Origin of the sequence: Chloracidobacterium sp., assembly GCA_025057975.1 — a bacterium.
In the GTDB taxonomy this organism is placed as follows: Bacteria; Acidobacteriota; Blastocatellia; order Chloracidobacteriales; family Chloracidobacteriaceae; genus Chloracidobacterium.
Window position 1 is genome coordinate 49497 of record JANWUV010000015.1, and the last position, 22367, is coordinate 71863.

Consider the following 22367-nt stretch of genomic DNA (forward strand, 5'->3'; position numbering starts at 1 on the left):
CCGCTCTCTCATCCGGCGCTTCCCTCCCCCCGACGGTGCGCCAAGTTCTCTTCGGCCGCTGCCCGAATTGCCTCAAGCCGCGCCGTCATGGCCTCCGGTGGTTGCGCCCACAGCCCCCGACGCACAGCCTCAAGCAAGCGCGCCGCGATGTCGCGTTGCGCCCACGGATTGCTGCGCTGCAGGAACGCAGCCGTCGTCTCGTCAAACAAGTACGCCTCGGCGACGCGCTCGTACATCCAGTCCTCAACCAGCCCGGTCAGCGCACTGTAGCCAAACAGGTAATCTACCGTCGCCGCCATTTCGAGCGCCCCCTTGTAGCCGTGTTCCTGCATGGCTTGTAGCCACTTCGGGTTGGTAACGCGCGCCCGTACGACACGGCGCAACTCGTCTTGAAGCGTGCGGACACGCGGGCGCGTCGGATCAGCTGAATCGCCAAACAGCGTCACCGGCGCTGCGCCCCGGAGACTGCGCACCGCCGCCGCCATCCCACCGTGAAACTGCATGTAATCGTCGCTGTCGAGAATGTCATGCTCGCGGTTATCCTGATTCTGAACGGCGACCTCGCAGGCCGCCAACTGCGCGGCGAATACGTCTTCGGCGGGCGCGCCGTACGCCCCGTTGGCGTAGGCGTAGCCGCTCCAGCGCAGGTAAATCGCTGCCAGGTCCTCGCGCGATTCCCATGCGCCTTCCGTAATGGCCGAAAGAATGCCGACGCCGTACACGCCCGGCTGGTTGGAAAAGAGCCGAAAACGCGCGCGCCGGCGGGCCTCGTCCGGCGACTCGCCGGCCGCCAGTCGGCGGGCTTCATCGGCGCGGACGCGCTTGCGTACGGCGTTCCACTCATCGGGTTCGTCAGCGTCCGCCGCCAAGTTGACAGCTTCATCCAGCAACGCCAGCACATTTGGAAAAGCGTCGCGGAAAAAGCCGGAGACGCGCATCACCACGTCCACGCGAGGACGCCGGAGGGTTTCAACCGGCAAGAGCTTGAGTCCCGCCAAGCGCCGGTTCCCCACCTGCCAAACTGGCTCGACGCCCAACAGCCACAACGCCTGCGCTACGTCGTCGCCCTGCGTCCGCATGTTGGATGTCCCCCACAGCGTCAGTCCGACGACTTCCGGGAAGCGCCCCTGTTGGCGAACATAGGTCGTCAGCAGGGCGTCGCCCAATCGCCGTCCGACCTGCCAGGCGAAAGGCGACGGAACGGCGCGGATGTCCACGGCGTAGAAGTTGCGTCCCGTCGGCAGAATGTCCGGCGTCCCGCGCGTCGGCGCGCCGGAAGGTCCCGGCGGCACGGCGCGTCCGTCGAGGCCGGCCAGAAGGTTCGTGATCTCGTCCGGGGTTTGCCGGAGACGCGGGACAATATCCTCCGCCAGATACGTCAGCACACACCGCATCGCCGACGCCGCTTCAGGCGGCGACGGTAGGGCGACGGCCGCCGGGTCGAAGTTGCGCTCGACAAGTTCCTGAACCAGGCGTCGCACAGCGGCGTCAAGCGCGCGGCGCAGCCTCCCAACGCTCGTCATAGGCGCGTCATCAAAACCCGCCAGCCACGGCGGCGTCGCCTCCGGCGGCCATGGCGCGTCACTGGGACGGTCAAAGATGTCCTCCGGCAGCCCCAAATCGCGCGCCAACGCCGCCGGCAGTCCCAGTCGGGGCGGCGTCGTCTGCCGCGCCAGCGCGCAGAGCATGTCCGTCAGCCGATCGCCGGCCGGCGCTTCGCCGAAGACATGCAAACCGTGACGAATCTGTATCTCGCCAAGGTCGCAGAGGTAGCCGTCCAGCTTCTTCAGAAACGCGCCGATTTCATCCTCATCGGGACGGATTTCATAGCCGAGATCGCGGTGGAGATGGGCGGCGACCACCGCCTCCCAAATAGCGTCAATGATGAGCGGACGTTTTTCCGGGTCGAGTTGGTCGGCGCGGGCCAACTCGGTCAAGAGCGCCTGCAACGGGGCTAACTCGCCTTCACGGTCAACTTCCGCCTGCGTCATCGGCGGCGGCAGATGGCTGACGATGCAAGCATGCCACCGCCGCTTCGCCTGCAATCCCTCGCCCGGATCGCCGACCAGAAACGGGTAAAACACCGGCGTATCCGTCAGAACAAGCTGCGGATAACAACCGCCGGACAACCCCAGCGCCTTGCCCGGCAGCCACTCCGCCGTGCCGTGCTTGCCGCAGTGGATGACGGCGTCCGCGCCAAACACGTCGCGCAGCCAGTGATAGACGGCCAAGTAGTGATGCGGCGGGACGAGTTCTCCGCTGTGGTAAAGCGCCTGCGTGTTGTCGCCATAGCCGCGCGGCGGCTGGATCATCACCAACACGTTCCCGTAGCGCCGCGCAGCAATGTAGCCCACCTCCCCCGCCGTCATGACCGTACCGGGCGGCTCACCCCACGTCGCCCGCAATTGTGCTTGGTTGTCGGGCGGCAGCGCGGCGAACCACGCGCGGTAATCATCCGCCCGGTATTGCGCAAAAGCGTGTGCAGCCTGTTCTTCGGACAACGCCGGCGCTTCGTAGCCGCCCTGCGCCAGTAACTCGCCCATCAGAGCGTCGCCAGTCGGCGGCAGGTCGCCGACCGTATAGCCCGCGTCGCGTAACGCGCGCAGGATGTTCAGCACCGACGCCGGCGTATCGAGACCGACAGCGCTCCCGACGCGCCCGTTGCGGTTGGCGAAGTTAGTCAGCACAATCGCCAATCGCTTCTCGGCGTTCGGCCGGTCGCGCAGCCTTGCCCACCGGACAGCCAGCCGCGCCACGGCGTCAGCCTGTTCGGGAAGCGCCGCCAGACGCGCGCCGGCCGCGTCCGACTCGCGCGCGCCAACGACCGTCGTGATGATGCGCCCGTCAAATTCCGCCATGACGACCTTCATCGCGGCGTCAAGCGGCGTCAGTCCCTGGGCGCTCGCGCGCCAGTCGGCGACGGTTTCGCCGCTGGTGATCGCCTGAATGACCGGGATGCCTAGCGCGTGCAGCGCCTCGGCCGCGCCGCCTGTGGCGTACGTCAGCCGCTCCGTACGTGCGAGGTCGGCGACGGCGTAGCTCAGCAGGCTGACAATGACGTGAACGCGCGGGCGGCCGTTGTCGCTGAAGTAGCGCGCGAAGATGTCCGGCAAGCCGTCGGCGCGTTCTTTCTCATCGCGCAGGCTGTAGCAAAACACCGGCAGGACGTTGCCGCCCGCCGCCTCGACGGCCGAAATGAGCGCGTCCACAACGGCTAAATCGCCGCTTTGCCAGTAAGCGCGATAAAACGCCACCCCGACGGCCGGACGGTCGGAACGCCAGTAAGCACGCTGGAAGTCGGCGACCGGCATCCGCGCCGTCGCGTCTCGGTCGGTCGCTTGCGGGTGGTACAGCCCCGTCAAGGGTGCTTCCTGCGGCGGCGCAAAGCCAAACGTTGTTCCCAACAGGCGGTCGGCCGTGTAGCACAACGCCTGCGCGTAGTTTTCGACACCGCCCGCGGTACAGTACGCCAACAATCGCTCAACCACATCCACACCGACGGTTGAGCGCGCAAGCAACGCCGCATCGGAACGGCTGTCGCCCGGAAGCGCGACAACGCGGCAGCCGGTTTCACGGTGCAATTGGTCAAGCCGGTCAAAACCTTCCGCAAAGTAGGCGACGCCGCCCAAAATCCGGGCAATGACGATCTTGGCTGTCGGCGCAATGTCGGCAAGAAACCGGTCAAGGTCGGCCGTCCGCTGGAGCGCCCGCAGTGTTTGTGTCTGTACGACCGGGAAATTTTGCGGCAACCGCTTTCGGGCTTCGGCGACCAGACGCAGTTCCGTGTCGGACGCCGAGATGAACACGATGTCCGGTTTGGCGGCGTAAAGCTTGGTTGTATGGTCGTCCCGGCAGCCTGTCGCAACAGCAGGTTCGCAGGTGAAGGCGAGTTTGTTGTTGAGTGGCGCGTCGTTGTCGGTTGATGGATGGTAAAAGCCCATGGTGTTTCCGAGTTTTCTTGGGAATCAAAGGCTTGTGTCACTCTAGAAACGTTATCAGACGAATGTCTTCCTCGTACCTTGCCCAAAGCACGTCCCAGCTTGCTTGCAGCTTACGCCCCCCCCCTCACAACAAAAAACTGCGCGCCGCACCAAGGCTTTCAACGGATGGCCGCGAACGCGAGCAAGTCTTCCTTACCATCCTTAAAAAGCGCCGACGCGCTCACGACGGCTTTCGCGGACTTTCTGAAAGCATGCGACCTGACGCCCGTGCAGTACAACGTGCTGCGCATCCTGCGCGGGGCGGGCGACGACGGCGCAACCTGTCACGACATCGCCGCTCGTCTTATCACCCGCGATCCCGACGTAACGCGCCTGCTTGACCGGCTTGAGCACAAAGGACTCGTCCGCCGCCGCCGTGACGACCATGACCGCCGGGTGGTCAAGGCGACACTCACGGCGGAAGGTCTGGCGCTCGTCAACCAACTTGACCAGCCCGTACGCGACTGGCACGCCGACCACTTTGGTCACTTCTCCCCCGCTGAGCGGCGGACGCTGCTGGCATTACTAGCACGGGTAACATCTTAACGTTATCAGACGAATGTCGCTCCAAATCGTCACCGCGCTCATTTTCCGAACCAAATGTCGTTTGAACAAATATCGTCTAAACCTAAAAGGAGGACATGAGAAACGATGCTGACCATACGCAAAAGCAATGATCGCGGCCACGCCGACTACGGCTGGCTCAACACCCATCACACCTTTTCCTTCGCCGACTACTATGACCCAAACTGGATGGGCTTTCGGACGCTGCGCGTTCTCAATGAAGACCGTGTCGCGCCCGGGGCCGGCTTCGGCATGCACGGCCACCGCGATATGGAAATTGTGACCTACGTGCTGGACGGCGCGCTCCGCCACACCGACTCCATGGGCAACACGTCCGTTCTCCGGCGCGGCGACCTACAACGTATGACCGCCGGCACGGGCGTCCGGCATAGCGAAATGAACGCCTCCGCAACCGAGCCGGTGCATTTTGTGCAAATTTGGATTCTGCCGGAACGCACCGGACTGCCGCCAAGTTACCAAGAACTGTCTCTGCAGTACGACTCGTCGCACGGCGCATTCCGTCGTGTCGTATCACCTGACGCCCGGCCGGGCGAACTCAAGATTCACCAAGACGCCCACATCTGGCTGGCGACACTCGCCGCCGGACAAAGCGCCGCGCATCAGCTTGCGCCGGGACGCAGCGCGTGGGTACAGATGCTGCGCGGCGCGGCGACGGTCAACAGCGTGACGCTCACCGCCGGGGACGGCCTCGCCGTACAGAACAAACGCCGGCTGACCTTTGACGCATCCATGGAAAGCGAAATCATGCTGCTTGACCTAGCCTGACGGCTTTTCCAAAAACGGGCGCCGCGCTGCACGGCGGAATCCTCCCCGCATGCATGGCGACGCCCGCACAGGTTACCACCGCCCCACATGATAAGGATCAACCCATGCTTTTGCGCACTTTGCTGATGTTCTTTATGACACTCGCCGTCGGCGCGGCGGCTTCCGCTCAGAATCCCCGTCCCGCCGACCCCGACTGGTATGACTATGAACAAGTCGGCCGTGAGCCGACGATTAACGGCCGCCCGGCGCGGGATAAAATCCGTGATTATGAACAACGCGCCGGGGCGATCTTTTCCGACCGGCCGGTGACGCGCCGTGGGACTCGCCCGACGGACACGCCGCGTCGCGGCCCACTTCGTCGGACGACGGCGTACCGCCCGGTCGCCGCCATGCTGGCGCCGGATATTCTGGCGCAGTCGGCCGACGGCGACCCGGACGAAGTTCGCCGGTTCTACGAAAACGCTTTGCGTGAATACCGGCGCGGGATGGTTGAGCAAGGATGGCCTGTCGAGGATGTCGCCGCCGCCATGACACTCTACCTCAACAACCACTACACCATCGTGTTTGGAACGCCGATGCCGCCGGGCGTTCCCTATGCGTTTTATGAACTCTTCTCCGATATTTTGCTCAACGACGCGGACTTCCTCGCCTCCGACGATCGAGAGCGGCAAACGTTGGCCGAGTCCCTGGCTATCTTGGCGACGGCCATCAACTCGCAGTATGAGTTCGCCGATGGGCTGGAACGCGAACGCATTCGCCGCCAAGCGCGCGCCAACTTAGAGTCATTTACGGGCCAAACGGCTGAGGAATTTCGCGAGCTGGTCGATGCCATCCGCAACCGGTTGTGAGTTTTTTTTGACACTGTGGCGGCACACCGCAGCTTAAACTTGCTTACACTACGGACTTACCTTACGGAGCCGACACGTATGACTTACAGGCTGACGACGCCGGCGCTGGCTTTGGCGCTCGGCTTGACCTTGGCGACGACGGCGATTGCGCAGAAGAAGCCAGCTAGCAAGAAAACCGCTCACGGCAAAACCACTGCGCAGACGCCGGCCACTGGGGAAACCCAGCTGTACTGGATTCGAGAACAGGGCAAGTACGGCTACATTGACCACACAGGCAAGGTCGTCATCCCACCGCAGTACGAAAACACCTTCGGCTTTAGTGAAGGGTTGGCCGGCGTCCGCCTCAACGGCAAACACGGCTACATTGACCGCACCGGTCAACTCGTCATTCCAGCCATCTTTGATGACACGTATGTTTTCAAGGAAGGTTTGGCCTGGGTCAAGCAGAATGGCAAATACGGCTACATTGACCCCACGGGCAAGGTCGTCATCCCGCTGCAGTTTGACGACGCCATGAGCTTCTCTGAAGGGCTGGCGGCCGTAAAGGTGGGCAAGCTGTACGGCTACATTGACCGAACGGGCAAGTTGGTGATTCCGGCGCAGTTTTCCCATGTCCACCGTTTCATCGGCGGCGTCGCTCAGGTTGTTATAGACGGACGGTACGCCTACATTGACCGGACAGGCCGCGTCATCTGGCTCCAGAAAGATGGCTTCAGGGAACAGCCCGGAAGCGACGAGCATCGGCATCAACACTGACGGCCGCACCGGACGCCAGTCGAGCCGCCCTGCAGGGGCGCATGCCGGTATGGCGCGGTCTTTGCTCCGTTGTGGGTGTTACGCAGCGACACCGCCTATGCTGCCGCAACGCGACCCGCGACAGCTTCTGCAGGCCGCCGACGAGTTCGAAAAACAACGTATTGGGGTACACGCTATGCAACTCGGAGCGCTAGGGACGGCGACGCGGGCGGTCACGCCGCGAGCCTATTTGCTGGAACGGCTTCGCGCCCGCCCGTTTGTTCCCGACCCGCGTCTAACCAATCCTCACCTCCAAACCATCCTTGGTTCCATCCTGCCGCGCCGAACGCCGCTCGTGGATCAAACCGGTCAGCCGCGAACCTTCCAGACTCGACCGGATACGGCTGTGACGGGTGTTTGCCATTGGCAGACCGGGTACACACCGGCCGACCGGCCAACGCTGCTGCTGCTGCACGGTATGGAAGGCTCGGTGGAATCGAGCTACATGCGCGGTATAGCGGAGAAAGCCCTGCGGGCCGGTTACCACGTCATCCGCCTCAACACCCGCACCTGCGGCGGGACGGAGCATCTGTCGCCGCATCTTTACAACGCCGGCCTGACAGAGGACGCACGTGCCGTCATTGCCGAGTTAGGTGAGCGCGACGGCGCAACGGATGTGTACGTTGTCGGCGTTTCCCTGTCCGGCAACGTCGTGCTGCGGCTAGCGAGCGAGTACGGCGCAAACGCCCCTCGGCATGTTCGCGGCGTCGCCGCTATTTCCCCTTCGGCCGACTTGACGGCCAGTACCGCCGCCATTGAGCGGCGCAGCAACTGGCTTTACCACCGGCGCTTTGTGCAAAGCCTCAAAGCGCGCATGAAACGCAAAGCGGCGCTGTTCCCTGACCGCTACGACGCACGTCACTTGGCGCGGATTCGGACGATCCGTGAGTTCGATGAAACTTACACCGCCGTCGCCGCTGGTTATGAAAGCGCAGCGGATTACTACCATCGGGCCAGCGCCGTACGAACGGCGGCGGCGATTCGCCTGCCGACGCTCATCATCCATGCGCAGGACGACCCGTTCATTCCGGCTGCGCCGCTGCTCGAACCGCCCTTCGCCGACAACCCCAGCATCGCCGTCCTGTTGACCAAGCACGGCGGCCACGTCGGCTTTCTGGCGGCGCGGGGGACAGACGCCGACCGGCGCTGGGCCGAACACCGGATTATGGATTTTGTCCGCGCGTTGGACGCCGTTCGGCGGCGGTGAAAGACGTTCGCTCGGTGAGGCCGCTTGCCCATGTTGCCGGACGCACTCAGGCCGCTTCTGCCTTCAACGCCAGTGGACGCCTTCATTCAGCGGGCATTGGCGGGTCAGGCGGACGCTTGGGAGCCGTCCTTGTCCGCCACCGATGTCATCACTGCCCTGCACGCCCACCGGATCGGACCACTGGTCTGCGCACAGTTGCCGCCTGACGCCTGGCAAACCCTACCAACCGCGTTGCAGACTTGGCTGAAGTCCTGTGCGCGCAAAGAGGCGCTGCTCGACGTACGGCAAACGCTGGCGTTGCAGGAACTCCTTCCGCTCGCCCATGGCAACGGCGTGCCGGTGCTATTGCTCAAAGGCATGCCGGTGAGCCGGCGATATTACGCTGAGCCGCATCAGCGCACCAAGCTCGATGTGGACGTACTCGTTCGCCCAGCGGACAAAGCGGCTTTCATTGCGCTGCTTGAAAAACTTGGCTACACCCGCTCGGAAAGCGTAACGGGAACGCTCATCAACCGCCAAGCGACGCTGACGCGCAGCGACGTGGTCTTTGACGTTCACTGGAGCGTCGCCAACTCGGCCGTCTTTGCTCGTGTCCTTGATTTCGACGGCATGTGGCGTAATCGGGTTCCCATCCCGACACTAGGCGACGCGGCGTACGGGCCGTCCGACGATGACTTGTTCCTGCATGCCTGTTTCCATTTAGCCGTTCACCTTAGCTACGATTTCGCCCTCGCTTGGCTGTATGACATTCACCTAATGGCGTTGCGGCAATCGCCGGAGGCGCTTGAGCAGTGCCTGCGCCGCGCCAAACAACTGCGCATCCTGCGCGTTTGTCTGGCATGTCTCGCGCTGGCGCGCGCTTGGTTTGGCACACCCTACGCGGACGAGGTGTACGACGCGGCAGCGCGCGACGCCCGCCCCGAACTGTCGGCGCGGCTCCTCACCCGCCGTTTGAGCCGTCTCGGCCGCCTGTGGCTGGAACTGGCGGCGCTCAACCGACGCGAGCAACTGCTCCTATTGCGTGAAATGGCGTTCCCGCCCGCTGAGTACTTGCGACAACGGTACGCTGACAACACAAGCTGGCTGCTGTGGCTGCACGTCAAGCGGTGGCTTGGTTGGCGGAATCGTCTCCCTGCTGCGGAAGCGTGGTTTGAGCCAAAAACAGTCGTTGACGGCAAAGTACAGGACGGCGATACTAGCGAATCGTCTTCTCTGACACACCCGCGACGCAGCCGCAGCGCTTCCGCCTCGGCGCGTGCTGAGACGGAAAGGCGTCTGTCGCAATGAAAGGAGCCAACCTGCCCTTTCCCACACGCTGTACAGACCTTCAGGGAAGGGCTATCCACCGGCGCGCGCAATGAAAAACATCGTGGTCGTTGGGACGCAGTGGGGCGACGAAGGCAAAGGCAAGATTGTCGACCTGATTGCGCCGTATTTCGACATCGTGGCTCGGTATCAAGGCGGCCACAACGCCGGGCATACGGTCATCGTCAACGGCGAGAAGTTCGTCCTGCACTTGCTCCCGTCCGGCATTGTGCACCCTGGTAAGCGGTGTGTCATCGGCAACGGCGTGGTGATTGACCCCACAGCGCTGCTCACCGAAATGGAAGAACTAGCGGCGCGCGGCGTTGACTTCGCCGGACGGCTCTTCATCAGCAATCGTGCGCACATTATCCTGCCGCATCATTTGGCGCTGGAACGAACCAGTGAGCAACGGCGGGGCGTTCGGCGGGTAGGGACAACGCTGCGCGGCATCGGCCCGGCTTATGAAGACAAAATTGGCCGGCGCGGTTTGCGCGCCGGCGATCTTTTGCATCCTGACCGACTCAAACAGCAACTTGAAGAAATCATTGGCGAGGCTAACAGCATTCTGCAGGCGCGCGGCGCAGAGCCAATTGCCCTCGCCGCCGTTGTGGACGACCTCCTTGCCAAAGCCGAGCGCATCGCGCCTTTTGTGACGGATACCGCCATGCTATTGGCGCGTGAGATGGACGCCGGGCGGTCCGTGCTTTTTGAAGGCGCACAGGGAACCATGCTCGACATTGACCACGGAACCTATCCGTACGTGACCTCCTCGAGCGGGACGGCCGGCGGCGCCACGGTCGGCACAGGCGTCCCGCCAACGGCGATCACAGGCGCGCTGGGCATCATGAAGGCCTACACGACGCGCGTCGGCAGCGGCCCTTTCCCGACGGAGTTGACGGACGCTGTCGGCGAACAACTGCGGGCGCGCGGCGCTGAGTACGGCGCTTCCACCGGGCGCCCACGTCGCTGCGGATGGTTTGACGGCGCGGTGGCCCGTTACGCCCGCATCATCAACGGCTTAACGACCGTGGCGCTCATGAAGCTGGATGTCCTAGACGACTTTGACACGATTCCGGTTTGCACCGGCTACCGGCTCAACGGTGAACTGGTCGAAGGGATTCCGCACGACGCTCAGGACCTCGAAGCCGTCGAGCCGGTGTATGAACTGCTCCCCGGTTGGCAAGCCCCGACGGTTGGCCTAACGGCTCTCGAACAACTTCCCGTCAACGCCCGGCGCTACATCGCGCGGCTGGAAGAGTTGGTCGGCTGCGAAATCGGTCTGGTGTCTACCGGCCCTGACCGGCGGGATACCATTGTGCGTGCCGACTCTAAGTTGGCCCGCTGGCTGACCTGAAAACAGACTTTGACGATTCTTGACAAGGGATTGACGACTTTGACGGACTTTCTCGCGGTCGGCGGCGTCTATAGGAACAGCCGCCGCTCTAAACGCGGCGGCTGACTACACCCTAGAAGCCTAGCTTCTAAGCGCCCTCGAAAAGGAGTCTCACATATGTTGCACCGTCTCAGTCTACGTCCCTTGGCCGTCGTCGTGACGCTGGCGCTCGCGTTGACGGCTGTCTTCGGCGGCGTTGCCTATGCCGCCGGACGCGATCCTGGCCCAGACCGCTTCATGGGCTTTTTCCTCAAACGCATGGCGGCCGAACTGAACCTGACCGAGGAACAGCAAACCCAGATTCGGCAGATCCTAGAAGCCGAACGCGCAACGGTCGCGCCGCTGAAGACACAGCTCAAGACAGGGTATGACCAGCTACACACGCTGGGAACGGATGGGATTTTCAACGAGGTTCAGGTTCGCGCTATTGCACAGCAACAAGCGCAGGCGATAGCGGAACTGATTGTCTCAAGGGAGCGAACCAAAGCGCGTATTGCAGCGGTTTTGACGCCGGAGCAGCGGGAACGCGCCAAGCAAATGTTGGAGCGTTTCCAGCAGCGACGGCACAACCACGGGTGGCGTCACGGCCGTGGTTTAGAACCCGTCCCTCCTCTGCCGCCAATGTAAGGCGACGGCTCTGAAGGTTGCAACGTGGCGCACGGCGCGCAGGGCTTTTTCCCCACGCGCCGTTTCTCGGCTGTGGCGCCGCTCAGGCCGTCGCCGCTTGAGCGCCGCCTGTAGTCAAATTGTTGTCAGGGTGTTGATTAGCGGAAGAGACCCCAACTTTGCGCTTGGATCTGGTCGGCGCAAAAAACTGCTTTGCGCCGTTTCCTTCCGCCGTGGCCGGCGAGTCGTCGTGAATATCCACCGGCAACAACCCTTCCCGGTACAGCGCGTAGCCGCTGCGCGAACAGGCAATCACTGACGGGATGCCACGCGAAGCAAACCACTGCTGCCATTTCTCAAGATCCCGGTACTGTGGCGAGTTACGACTCTTAACGTAAGTCGAGAAACGGTTCTCTTCAGTCAACTTGATACGCGCCATGCTGCTCTCTCCTTGGTGGCTCTCGGAAATCACGGCGGCCGGCGTTGCACCGCGCCGCCCGCCTGTGCCGCCAACCGCCCAGCAAGCGTCGGCAGCAACGGGCTTTTCCTCACATTTGGGGACGCATCACAAAAACCTTACTTTATTGTAAGGTTTTACGGTGAAAAGTATAACCCTCGCGAACTGTTAGAAAAATTACGCTTTTCCCGGCACCGCCGATGAAACCGGCAATGAACCGGACAATCCCTGACACAGCGTGCGCAGGCATACAGTGTGCTTCCCCAGCCTGCGAATGATGTGGAGTCGCCCCCAGTGCAGCTTGGCAGTCTCAACCGCCGCTACGCACCTCGTATGCCAAGCGGCGGCGCAGGACACTGTACGCTACGATGAAACAAATCCCGGAAAGCATTCTGAAGCAGCCGGTTGTCGGCCTCAATCTCACTGGTACAACCCTGGCTGAACAGTTGACGGGCAAGACGAACCTGCTGGTTTTTTTGCGCCACTTTGGGTGCGTTTTTTGCCGCGAAATTGTCGCCGACCTGCGGGACATCGCCGCCGGCAACCCGCACTACCCGAACGTGGTGTTTTTCTTCCAAGGAACGGTTGAACAGGGACAGGCCTTTTTCGCCAGATACTGGAAGGAAGCCCGCGCCGTTAGTGATACGCCGCTGGTGTTCTACAAAGCGTTTGGCGTTGAGCGAGGCGGCTGGCGCGAATTGTTTGGACCTGATGTCTGGGTGTGCGGGCTGCGCGCCGTCGGCAAGGGGCACTTCATCGGCCTGCCGGTCGGCGATCCCTTTGTGATGCCCGGCGCATTTTTGGTCTCGTCGTCGGGCGATATCCTGTGGCGTCACGAATTCAAACACGCCGGCGACCACCCCGACTGGCGACGGATTGTTCCAGCGGCGGCTTTGGCGCACGCATGACGCGCCCGACCATCATCGCCGTACACGGCAATGGCGGCGGCGCGTTTCGCTTTGCGCGTCTTCAGCCGTTCTTTACGGACGATGCCCCGGTTGCTTTTACGGCGCTGACCTTGCCCGGTTTCGGCGGTACGCCGCGTGATCGGCGCTGCCGGACGCTTGCCGACTACGCCAACCATATCCAAGCGTTTGTGATGTCCGTCCCACCGCCGCGCGTCCTGCTTGGTCACGGCATTGGCGGTTCGATGGTGCTGGAATACCTCCAGCACGACGCGCCATCGGTAGCTGGCGTCATTCTCCACGCTCCAGTCGGCGCGCAGCTTGACACGCGGTGGTTTCCCCGCCTGATGCGTTCGACTGTTGCACGTGAACTCGGCAAGCGACTGCTGGCGGCGCGCGTCCTGCGTCCAGTGTGGCGACGCACGTTTTTTTCAGACGCCGTACCACGGGACTTTCTCGATCAATTTTTCGCCGAATACGGGCGCTGCGAGGCCTTCGGGCAAATGTTCGATCTCATCACGGCGGATTGGTTTGCAGGGTTGCGGCCGGTCGCCGTCCCTTGCGTCTTGCTGTGGGGCGCGCGGGAGCGGGTGCTGCGGCTCGAACAGGCGGTGGATTTCCGCGCCAAGCTGCCGGCGGCCGTCATCGAAGTGGTCAGTGACTGGGATCACTTCCCGATGGTGGAACAACCCGAAGCCTACGCCCGAAAGATCACATCCCTTGCCTTACGGCTGACGGCGACGATCGGAGTTGCCTAGTTCCCTGCCCATGATGTCAGCTTCCACCCACTCGGCCTTCACCCGCTACCTTGCGCCGTTGGGACGGTCGCTCGGCGTAGCGTCGGGCGTCGGGCCGAAAGCCGCCTACCTTGATCGCGCGGCGGCGGCCGGCTTACCCGTCCCGGCAGGCGTGATGGTCTTGGATGAACTCTTGGCGCTGAGTCTCAAAGAAGGCTGGGTGGAAAAAACCACCGATGGTTTTGTACTGCATGACGCAGCGGTGTTCAGCCGGGCGTTGAACCTGTCGCTTTCGGCGACGCGACTGGCGGTTCGCTCGGCTTTTGCGGTGGAGGATGGTACGGCGAAAAGCTTCGCCGGCCACTTTGCTTCCCTGCTGAACGTCGCGCCGGATGAGCTGCCCGACGCCCTCTGCAAAGTTTGGAATTCAAGTCTGCGCCACGGAGCGCCGCTCCGCCGTGATGTCTTGGTCATGGCGATGGTTGACGCGCGTTACGCGGGCGCGGCGATCACGGAAACTGCTCACGAAGACGACTTGGTGAACTTTACAGCCGGGCTTGCCGACCAACTTTTGGGTGGCGCGACGACCGGCGAAACTTTGGAGCTTGCCAAACTGCGCGCTTTTGAAGCGCCGACGCAAGCGGGGTTTACCGGCCGGTTGCAGGCGCTCCTGCGGGATGTGCGACGTGTTTTCGGAAACGCGGACTGGGATGTTGAGTTCGCCGACGATGGTCGGACGTGTTGGCTGCTTCAGGTACGGCCGTTGACGCGGCCAGTTGTGCGCAATGAATGGTTTACATACGCCAACCACCGCGAAATTTTGCCGCCGTTGCCGTCCCGCTTCATGACGAGCCTGATTGCTTCGTGTGCAGGCGACTTGTTTGCGTACTACCGTGACTTTGACGCGCGTTTGCCGTCCAATCGTCCGTTCATTGAAGTCTTCGCCGGACGGCCATTCATCAACCTGTCGCTGCTGCTTGACATGATGCGGTTGTGGGGGCTGCCGACGCGCCTTGTGACGGATTCCATCGGCGGACGTGATGTTTGCGCCGAAAGTGTGCGCTGGGGACGGCTGTGGCGGTCGCTCCCGACATTGGCGCGATTAGGCTGGGCGCAACTATTGGCGGTCGGCTCCGCGCAGCGGTGCATCGCTTGGTTGACTGAAACAGGGGACGTTCCAGCGGACGCGACGGACAGTTTCACCGCCTGTATCCGTGACTTGCAGACGGTTTACACGACGCTGGTGCGGGAAATGTTTTCGCTCACGCAGGCTATGAGCGGACCACTGGCCCTTCTGCGGCGGCTTGGCGTTTTGTCGGCGCTGGCGGCGCGTCATGAGACGATCACGACGCGGATGTTGACCGACCTCAATCCGCTCCGCGATTACGTACGGCGGCGGCCGTCCGTGGCGGAAGACATCGCCCAGGGTCGCCTTCCTGACGACATAGGCTTCCAACAACTTTGGCGGGATTACCTCGACCGCTATGGTTTTCGGGGTGTGTTTGAAAGCGACATTGCGCAACCTCGGTACAACGAGCAACCGGAAGTCCTACTGGCTGGTCTTTTGGTTGGAGAACGGCAAGCTGTCGCCGCGCCGCCGACGCCGTGGTGGGCGTGGCTGGCTTACCCAATCTGGGCGCAAGCGCGGCGAACGCTTGATGCACGCGAACGGTTGCGTCATGCCGCAATGCGAACCTTTGACCGCATTCGGCGGCGTTTGTTGCGTCTTGCGGCGCTGGCCTGTGCCGCCGGCAAGTTGCCGACGCCCGACGATTTGTGGCGACTGGACGTTGATGAAGCAAAGCGGTTGGACGGCGCTTGGCGGGCGACGCCCGACTTCATCGCCGCCCGGCGACGAGAGCAGGAAGTCTTTGCTCGGTATGACTTCCCGGATGTGTTTCGCCGGTTTGACGACTTTTCACGGTTTCGTTCGACTTCCTCAACCGAGCCTGTCCCACCCGCGTTGCAGGGGATTGGCCTGACGCGCGGCGTCGTTGAAGGTCGCGCATGGGTGTGTGACACGCCGGCGCTCCCGCCGCCCTCCCACGAGCCGATTATTCTGGTCGCCCGCGCCGTGGACGCCGGTTGGATTCCGGTCTTTACGGCCGTGGCGGGCGTCGTCGTCGAGATCGGCGGCGACCTGTCCCATGGTTCGATTGTCCTACGCGAGATTGGCTTGCCGGCGGTGACGAATGTCCGCAATGTGACGCGCGTCATTCAAACCGGCGACCGAGTTCGCATTCAAGCGGACGCCGGGACGGTTGAAGTTGTTGAGTCGGCCGTCGGCTTGGCTTCGCTTGCGTCGGCGACAAAGCGCGAATAAGAATACGGTCACCGTACAGCCGCCCAACGTTATTCATCCTGTGGGGAGCGTTGACTCATGCCGACTCGTCCGCCCACGATGCTGTGTCTGGCCAGCTACGAAAAAGGCGCTGAATTTATGCGCGAAGCCAAGCGTCAGGGCTGGCGTGTCTATCTCGTCACCTCGGAGAGCATTCGGGACGCCGACTGGCCGCGCGAAAGCCTTGACGACATTTTCTTCATGCCCGACGAAAACAAAAAATGGCGACTTAACGACGTGATTCTGGGCGTGAGTTATCTGGCGCGGACGCACCGGATTGACCGCATCGTGGCGCTCGACGACTTTGATGTCGAGACGGCGGCGGCGCTACGCGAGCATCTGCGCGTCCCTGGCATGGGCGAGACGACGGCGCGTTACTTCCGCGACAAGCTGGCGATGCGCGCTAAGGCGCGTGAACACGGCGTACCAGTACCGCCATTTACGCCGGTCTTCAATGATGAGGTCGTCAACGAGTACCTTGCCGAAGTGCCGGGTCCATGGCTTGTCAAGCCGCGTTCCGAAGCGTCCACGATTGGCATCAAGCGTACCGCCTCGCCGGAAGAGGTTTGGGCGACCCTGCATCAACTTGGCGACCGCCGTTCGTTTCACTTGCTGGAGAAGTTCATTCCCGGCGAGGTCTATCACGTGGATTCGATTGTGTCGGAGCGGGAGGTCGTCTTTGCGGCGGTTAGCAAGTACGCCCGCCCGCCGATTGAGGTGATGCACGACGGGGATGTTTTCGCCACGCGCATCGTCGAGTACGGCTCGGACGACGAGCAAGAGCTGCTGGAACTGAACCGACGGGTGTTGTGGGCGATGGGTCTGGTCCGCGGCGCGTCACACACGGAGTTCATCAAGGCGCATGAGGACGGCGCATTTTACTTCCTTGAGACCTCGGCGCGTGTCGGCGGCGCCAACATCGTTGAACTGGTTGAGGCGGCGACCGGCGTCAATCTCTGGGCGGAATGGGCGAAGCTTGAGTGCGCCGTACCGCCTGAGCGGTATCGGCCGCCGCAGGCGCGGCGCGATTACGCCGGGCTGCTGATTTCGCTGGCGCGGCAACAGCGGCCGGACACCAGCGCGTACAACGACCCAGAAATCGTCTGGCGGCTCAACAAGGAGTTTCACGCCGGCTTGATTGTGCAGTCGCCCAGCTACGACCGCATCACGCGATTGTTGGACGACTACGTAGCGCGTTTCCGGGTAGATTTCTTCGCGCGCCAACCCGTCCCGGAACGACCAACAACTTAGCGCCTAATATACCGTTCGGCAACTTTTGGAGAATCGGCGGCCACAGGCAAGGTTTGGCAGTGATTGTTTTTCACCTTTCAGCAGATCGTTCGGAGAAAGTGTAGCCGTACCAAGTGTGAACCGCGTCAACGCCTTGGAGTGCGCCAGGGTTCTTGCCGCATCTGACAACAGCTAACGCGCCGGACAGCCTCTAAGCTTGCTTTGTTGCGAAGAATCGCCACACCTTCCAACAGGTCGCGTAGCGGAACGCCGCCACGTAGGAAAACCCATTGAGCCGCCCTACCCCAAACCGCCAGCGCAGTTCGCGCCCACAGCGCCGTTTCACCAACACGGAAAAGGCTTCAGTCCTTTTTACCAGCACACTTTCCAACTCGGCGTCGCGTTGATGCGCGTCACAAACGACGTTCCCAGAACACCACTACGCCTAAGTCGTCGGCGCAAAGTGTTCAGCATGCCAACTTGCGGCGAACGGCCGCTCCCACTTGCCGTCCCGCATCTCGCCCAGCGTCCGCACCGCGCCGTCAAAAACCGGCGTGTCGGCCCGGATCACCCCCTCACGAACAAGTCGCCGAAAAGTCGGGCGATCCACTAGCTCAACCCCCGTCCCAGTTCGGTAGGCAATGTCAGCGGTGTCGGCCAACGCAACGCCGGCGCTTTGTACGGCGGCGTGGACGGCGCGAAACATCCCGTCAATCGAACACCCCGACACGTCGTTGTGGGCTTCATCAGCAGCGACAACAATAAAACGACGGTCAAGAACGGCGAAGCCGCCGCGTACGCGCGCGCCGTGTGACATCCAATCAGCGACAAACGCCGCCAGCGACGCCTCGACAACGGCTGCGGCTTGAGCGGACAACGGTTCAGCGGTTGTAAACACCCAGACTCTTGAATGGTCAGGCAACACGTCCAGCGTCGGCATATGCCAGTTACGTCTCCATCAATGCAATCCCATCCACACGATCAGCCTGCGTCGTACGGGTTCAGCCTGCAGTACAAGCGTGGCCACAGCCGGACTCTATCATGCCGAAGCCGCCGCCCTGCACCCAGTCCGCCGTTCGGCGTCCAGAGCGGCGTTCGGCGTACACCAAAAGCAAGGACGCGCCCCAAACGGAGCGCGTCCCACAAAACTCACAGAAACGACGCAAGGGGGCTGCGCCGGTGAGCCTACCAGCCGCCGCGTCCGTAGCCGCCGCGCCGACCACCGCCGTTGTAGCCGCTGCGCCGACCGCCGCCATTATAGCCGCCGCGCTCTTCGCGTGGACGAGCTTCATTGACGGTCAGTGTCCGTCCGTTCAACTCCGTTCCGTGAAACATTTCAATAGCCCGCTTGCCCTCTTCGCTCGTAGCGAACTCGACGAAGCCAAAACCACGCGAGCGGTTAGTTTCACGATCTTCAATGACCAGCGCCGACTCAACGACGCCGGCCTGCGAAAAGTGACTGCGCAGATCCTCGCTAGTGGTCTGAAAGCTGAGATTGCCGACGTAAAGCTTCATAGGTGCGTTTTCCTCTTTTCGGATCAGAAACCCCACCAAGCATGGACTCTAAAACGGTGCGAAAAAGACACATGCCGGGCCGACAGGCGGCGGGTTTCATCGTAACCAAGACCTTCCTCTCTCTAACCAATCCAAAACCGCCGCGCTCAACCACAATCCGAAACGAGGCACGTCACCGTTGATAGGCAAGAGAAGGCGTGAACAGCAGGCATCCTACGCAACGTTGTCCCGAAATGCAACCTACTGGCGTGGCATCAAAACCATTACCGGCCTTCGCAACCGGCTGAACAGCCGGTTGAGACAAAAGCATAGGCCATGTCACGATAGCGGCGTCGAGGCGTGACATTGTCGATGTTGACGATGGTCGTCACATGTATCAAACCTGCCCGCATTGCCAACTCCGCCAACCCCTGACCCACACCAGTTGCGCCCGCTGCAGTATGCCCCTGCCGCTGGGGTGGGCGTACCATGACGCCCGGCGGCCGCCGCCGGAAGTTGAGCGCACCGATGCGCAAGGTTATCAGTCCCTCATCGGCGGAGCGGCGTTGGCTGCGCTGGTGGTCTTCGCGCCCTTTTTTGCCTTCGTCTCATTTGTCCTGCACCCACTCGTCACGCTGGTTCACGAACTCGGCCACACCGTCGCCGGCTGGGCCTATGGCTACCCGTCCATTCCGGCGTTCGATTTCGTGTACGGCGGCGGCGTCACCATCCACCAAGACCGACAATGGCTGCTCATCGCCGTCTGGTACGGCGTTCTCGGCTGGTCGTTTTATCACTTCCGCGCCAATCACGGGACGCTGGCGTTACTCGCCGGTTTCGTCACCGCCTACACCATCACAACCCTCACGGCGCTGCATGAGGCGATCGTCATTGCCATGGGTCACGGCGGCGAGTTGATGTTCGCCACCGTGTTTCTCTACCGCGCGTGGAGCGGCCAATCGCTGGTGCATGGGCTGGAGCGCCCACTGTACGCCTTCGCCGGCTTTTACATCCAGTTCCACGATTTGCGGTTCGCCTTTCAACTGCTTACTAGTCAGGAAGCGCGTCTTGACTACGAAGACGCCAAAGGCGGCGGCCACTGGATGGACTTCAGCCGTCTAGCCGACGAGTTTTTCGGCGGTCGGTTTCTAATCGTCGTCCTCACGTTTTTCATTGCGTGTCTTTTACCGCCGCTCGTCGCTTGGCTTTTGCATCGCTACCGCTTGTACTGGCGCGACTGGCTGACCCGCCGGCTGGCTGCTTGAAGCCGAACGCGACATCCTTCAACAGAAGAAATGTACGGCGCGCCAAAGCCCGGCGCCGACGCCTAGCCCAAGGGTGTGTTTGCTCAAGCCAGCGAAACCCACACCCACCCCCATCCACCACGGATGCGACGCCGCTGCAGTGTCTCTAACGACGGCCAAATCGGTTGGCAAACGCACGAAATGATGGTTGCATGTGAGCTACGCGACATTCCTTCTTTGTGGTGGATTCACGTCCCGATGCCTACGTCTTTTTCCCTTGCCTCCCTTTCCGCCATGGCCGGTCAGGAACTGGCCGTCAGCGACTGGCTGACGATTGACCAAGCGCGCATCACCTCCTTTGGCGAAATCACCGGCGACACCCAGTGGATTCACTGCGACCCGACACGCGCCGCCGTTGAATCGCCCTTCAAGACCACAATTGCGCATGGGTTTCTCACGCTGTCGCTCATCCCATACCTCGTTGAACAAAGCCTTCAGTTTGAGGGCGCACGCTTGGCGCTCAACTACGGCTTGAATCGAGTTCGTTTCGTCACGCCGGTTCCGGCCGGAAGCCGCATTCGCGGCCGCTTCGGCATCGCCCACGTTAAGTCGCTCGACAACGGCCTTGACATTACCCTCAACTGCACGGTCGAGCTGGAAGGCGCAGAAAAGCCGGCTTGCGTCGCCGAATGGATTTTGCGGATTTTGGTCTAAGTGGAGCCGAGCGCAGGTATGTTTGAGTTTTCGCCTAGGGCCCTTGAACTCCGTGAACGCTTGCTCGCCTTCATGGACGAGCACATCTACCCGAATGAGGCCGTCTTTCGAGATGAACTCGCCGCCGGCGGTCGGTGGCGTCCGCCGCGCATCATCGAAACCCTCAAAGCTAAGGCTAAGGCCGCCGGCCTGTGGAATTTATTCCTGCCGGAAAGCGAGTACGGCGCAGGCCTCAGCAACTTGGATTACGCGCCGCTGTGCGAAATTATGGGGCGGTCGTTCCTCGCGCCGGAAGTGTTCAACTGCTCCGCGCCGGACACCGGCAACATGGAAGTGCTGGTGCGCTATGGCACGCCGGAGCAAAAAAAGCAGTGGCTCGAACCCTTACTGGCCGGCGAAATCCGCTCCTGCTTCGCCATGACCGAGCCCGATGTGGCCAGTTCCGACGCCACCAACATTCAAGCTCGGATTGAGCGCGACGGTGATACCTACGTCGTCAACGGCCGCAAGTGGTGGACAAGCGGCGCCGGCGATCCGCGCTGCAAGCTCATCATCTTCATGGGCAAAACCAACCCTGATGCGCCCAAACACCGCCAGCATTCCATGCTATTGATTCCAATGGACACGCCGGGCGTGAAGGTGGTGCGGATGCTGGACGTATTCGGCTATGACGACGCGCCCCACGGCCACGCCGAGGTTGTGTTTGAAAACGTCCGCGTCCCAGCGAGCAACTTGCTGCTGGGCGAAGGACGCGGCTTCGAAATTGCTCAGGGACGACTCGGCCCGGGACGGATTCACCACTGTATGCGGCTTATTGGGCTGGCCGAACGGTCGCTTGAAGCCATGTGTCGGCGCGTCCTAACCCGGACGGCGTTCGGCAAAACGCTCGCCGAGCAGGGCGTGCTGCGGGCGGCGATCGCCGACTCGCGTCTAGAGATTGATCAGGCGCGGCTGCTGACCTTACAGGCCGCCGCAATGATGGATCGCTACGGCAACAAGGCCGCCCGCGCGGAAATTGCGATGATCAAGGTCGTCGCGCCGAATATGGCGCTGCGCGTTATTGACCGCGCCATTCAGGCGCACGGCGGCGGCGGCGTCTGCGCCGATTTCGGACTGGCGTACGCTTGGGCGCAGGCGCGGACGCTACGGTTGGCCGACGGCCCTGACGAAGTGCATCGCGAGACCATTGCCAAGCTGGAGTTGGCGAAATACCGTTCCGCGAGCGGGGAACGTACCAGTGGAGGGCAAGATGGCCAAGCTTGAGCTTCCAGTTGTCGGCATCATCATGGGCAGCGACAGCGATTATCCGGTCATGAAGGACGCGGCGGCGATTTGTGCGGAATTCGGCGTGGCGCATGAGATGCGGATTGTGTCCGCCCACCGCACGCCGCGTGACATGTTTATGTACGCCGAAACGGCACACATGCGCGGTTTGCGGGTCATTATCGCCGGCGCAGCCGGCGCCGCCCACCTGCCAGGGATGGTCGCGTCGCTAACGCCGCTGCCGGTCATCGGTGTTCCCATTCAATCGAAAGCCCTCAACGGGCTCGATTCGTTGCTTTCGATTGTCCAGATGCCGGTCGGCGTACCGGTCGCCACAGTCGCCATTGGTGCCGCGAAAAACGCGGGCATCTTGGCGGTGCAGATCGTAGCGGCTGACAATCCGGAACTCCAACGCGAGCTGGTGGACTTCAAGGCCAAAATGGCCGAAATCTCGCGCAACAAAAACCAACTCCTCAACCACGAAAACTGAGCGGCGCG

At 62.1% G+C, this 22367-nt stretch carries 20 protein-coding genes; 16 read left to right on the forward strand and 4 right to left on the reverse strand.

What is annotated here, in order from left to right:
* Window positions 1-8 precede the first annotated feature (8 nt).
* Window positions 9-3941 (reverse strand): cobaltochelatase subunit CobN, encoded by a 3933-nt coding sequence (cobN, locus tag NZ585_12825; GenBank protein MCS7080916.1) that lies wholly within the window; start codon window positions 3939-3941, stop codon window positions 9-11.
* A gap of 267 nt (window positions 3942-4208) precedes the next feature.
* Between cobN and NZ585_12830 the strand changes: the two genes are divergently transcribed.
* The 8 genes from NZ585_12830 (at window position 4209) to NZ585_12865 (ending at window position 11505) form a co-directional block, all read left to right on the forward strand.
* Window positions 4209-4526, forward strand: a complete 318-nt coding sequence (locus NZ585_12830) for a MarR family transcriptional regulator (protein ID MCS7080917.1) — start codon at window positions 4209-4211, stop codon at window positions 4524-4526.
* 105 nt (window positions 4527-4631) lie between these two features.
* On the forward strand, window positions 4632-5330 hold the full coding sequence (locus tag NZ585_12835; protein MCS7080918.1) for a pirin family protein: 699 nt from the start codon (window positions 4632-4634) through the stop codon (window positions 5328-5330).
* Between the two features lie 104 nt (window positions 5331-5434).
* Window positions 5435-6178 carry a hypothetical protein gene (locus NZ585_12840; protein ID MCS7080919.1) on the forward strand — a complete coding sequence of 248 codons (744 nt, stop codon included), beginning with the start codon at window positions 5435-5437 and terminating at the stop codon, window positions 6176-6178.
* Window positions 6179-6256: 78 nt separating this feature from the next.
* The gene (locus tag NZ585_12845) at window positions 6257-6934 is read left to right on the forward strand and encodes a WG repeat-containing protein (protein MCS7080920.1); all 678 of its coding nucleotides are present in this window, start codon (window positions 6257-6259) and stop codon (window positions 6932-6934) included.
* A gap of 97 nt (window positions 6935-7031) precedes the next feature.
* Window positions 7032-8180, forward strand: a complete 1149-nt coding sequence (locus NZ585_12850) for an alpha/beta fold hydrolase (protein ID MCS7080921.1) — start codon at window positions 7032-7034, stop codon at window positions 8178-8180.
* 30 nt (window positions 8181-8210) lie between these two features.
* On the forward strand, window positions 8211-9467 hold the full coding sequence (locus tag NZ585_12855; GenBank protein MCS7080922.1) for a nucleotidyltransferase family protein: 1257 nt from the start codon (window positions 8211-8213) through the stop codon (window positions 9465-9467).
* Window positions 9468-9537: 70 nt separating this feature from the next.
* Entirely contained in the window at window positions 9538-10839 is a 1302-nt protein-coding gene (locus tag NZ585_12860; protein MCS7080923.1) for an adenylosuccinate synthase, read from the forward strand.
* A 156-nt stretch (window positions 10840-10995) separates the two neighbouring features.
* A complete protein-coding gene (locus tag NZ585_12865) occupies window positions 10996-11505 on the forward strand; it encodes a Spy/CpxP family protein refolding chaperone (GenBank protein ID MCS7080924.1) in 510 nt (169 codons plus the stop codon).
* Between the two features lie 82 nt (window positions 11506-11587).
* Here NZ585_12865 and NZ585_12870 read toward each other — a convergent pair whose 3' ends face one another.
* Window positions 11588-11956, reverse strand: a complete 369-nt coding sequence (locus tag NZ585_12870; protein MCS7080925.1) for a hypothetical protein — start codon at window positions 11954-11956, stop codon at window positions 11588-11590.
* A 353-nt stretch (window positions 11957-12309) separates the two neighbouring features.
* On the opposite strand from NZ585_12870, the gene NZ585_12875 reads away from it, so the two are divergent.
* The 4 genes from NZ585_12875 to NZ585_12890 are packed head-to-tail and all read left to right on the forward strand — an operon-like array spanning window position 12310 to window position 17175.
* Window positions 12310-12849, forward strand: coding sequence for a SelL-related redox protein (locus NZ585_12875; GenBank protein ID MCS7080926.1), 540 nt, complete (start codon window positions 12310-12312; stop codon window positions 12847-12849).
* Entirely contained in the window at window positions 12846-13604 is a 759-nt protein-coding gene (locus NZ585_12880; protein MCS7080927.1) for an alpha/beta hydrolase, read from the forward strand. Before NZ585_12875 ends, NZ585_12880 begins: the two co-directional genes overlap by 4 nt.
* A 10-nt stretch (window positions 13605-13614) precedes the next feature.
* On the forward strand, window positions 13615-15906 hold the full coding sequence (locus NZ585_12885) for a PEP-utilizing enzyme (protein MCS7080928.1): 2292 nt from the start codon (window positions 13615-13617) through the stop codon (window positions 15904-15906).
* 57 nt (window positions 15907-15963) lie between these two features.
* On the forward strand, window positions 15964-17175 hold the full coding sequence (locus NZ585_12890; protein MCS7080929.1) for an ATP-grasp domain-containing protein: 1212 nt from the start codon (window positions 15964-15966) through the stop codon (window positions 17173-17175).
* Between the two features lie 424 nt (window positions 17176-17599).
* Here NZ585_12890 and NZ585_12895 read toward each other — a convergent pair whose 3' ends face one another.
* Together NZ585_12895 and NZ585_12900 are read right to left on the reverse strand one after the other, a co-directional pair.
* Window positions 17600-18094 carry a hypothetical protein gene (locus NZ585_12895; protein MCS7080930.1) on the reverse strand — a complete coding sequence of 165 codons (495 nt, stop codon included), beginning with the start codon at window positions 18092-18094 and terminating at the stop codon, window positions 17600-17602.
* Window positions 18095-18339: 245 nt separating this feature from the next.
* Entirely contained in the window at window positions 18340-18669 is a 330-nt protein-coding gene (locus tag NZ585_12900) for an RNA-binding protein (protein ID MCS7080931.1), read from the reverse strand.
* A 440-nt stretch (window positions 18670-19109) separates the two neighbouring features.
* Between NZ585_12900 and NZ585_12905 the strand changes: the two genes are divergently transcribed.
* The 4 genes from NZ585_12905 to purE all read left to right on the forward strand — a co-directional run bounded on the left by NZ585_12905 (window position 19110) and on the right by purE (window position 22359).
* Window positions 19110-19913, forward strand: a complete 804-nt coding sequence (locus tag NZ585_12905) for a hypothetical protein (GenBank protein ID MCS7080932.1) — start codon at window positions 19110-19112, stop codon at window positions 19911-19913.
* Between the two features lie 237 nt (window positions 19914-20150).
* Window positions 20151-20606, forward strand: coding sequence for a MaoC family dehydratase (locus tag NZ585_12910; protein MCS7080933.1), 456 nt, complete (start codon window positions 20151-20153; stop codon window positions 20604-20606).
* A gap of 18 nt (window positions 20607-20624) precedes the next feature.
* A complete protein-coding gene (locus tag NZ585_12915) occupies window positions 20625-21869 on the forward strand; it encodes an acyl-CoA dehydrogenase (GenBank protein MCS7080934.1) in 1245 nt (414 codons plus the stop codon).
* The gene (purE, locus tag NZ585_12920) at window positions 21856-22359 is read left to right on the forward strand and encodes a 5-(carboxyamino)imidazole ribonucleotide mutase (GenBank protein MCS7080935.1); all 504 of its coding nucleotides are present in this window, start codon (window positions 21856-21858) and stop codon (window positions 22357-22359) included. Before NZ585_12915 ends, purE begins: the two co-directional genes overlap by 14 nt.
* Window positions 22360-22367 lie beyond the last annotated feature (8 nt).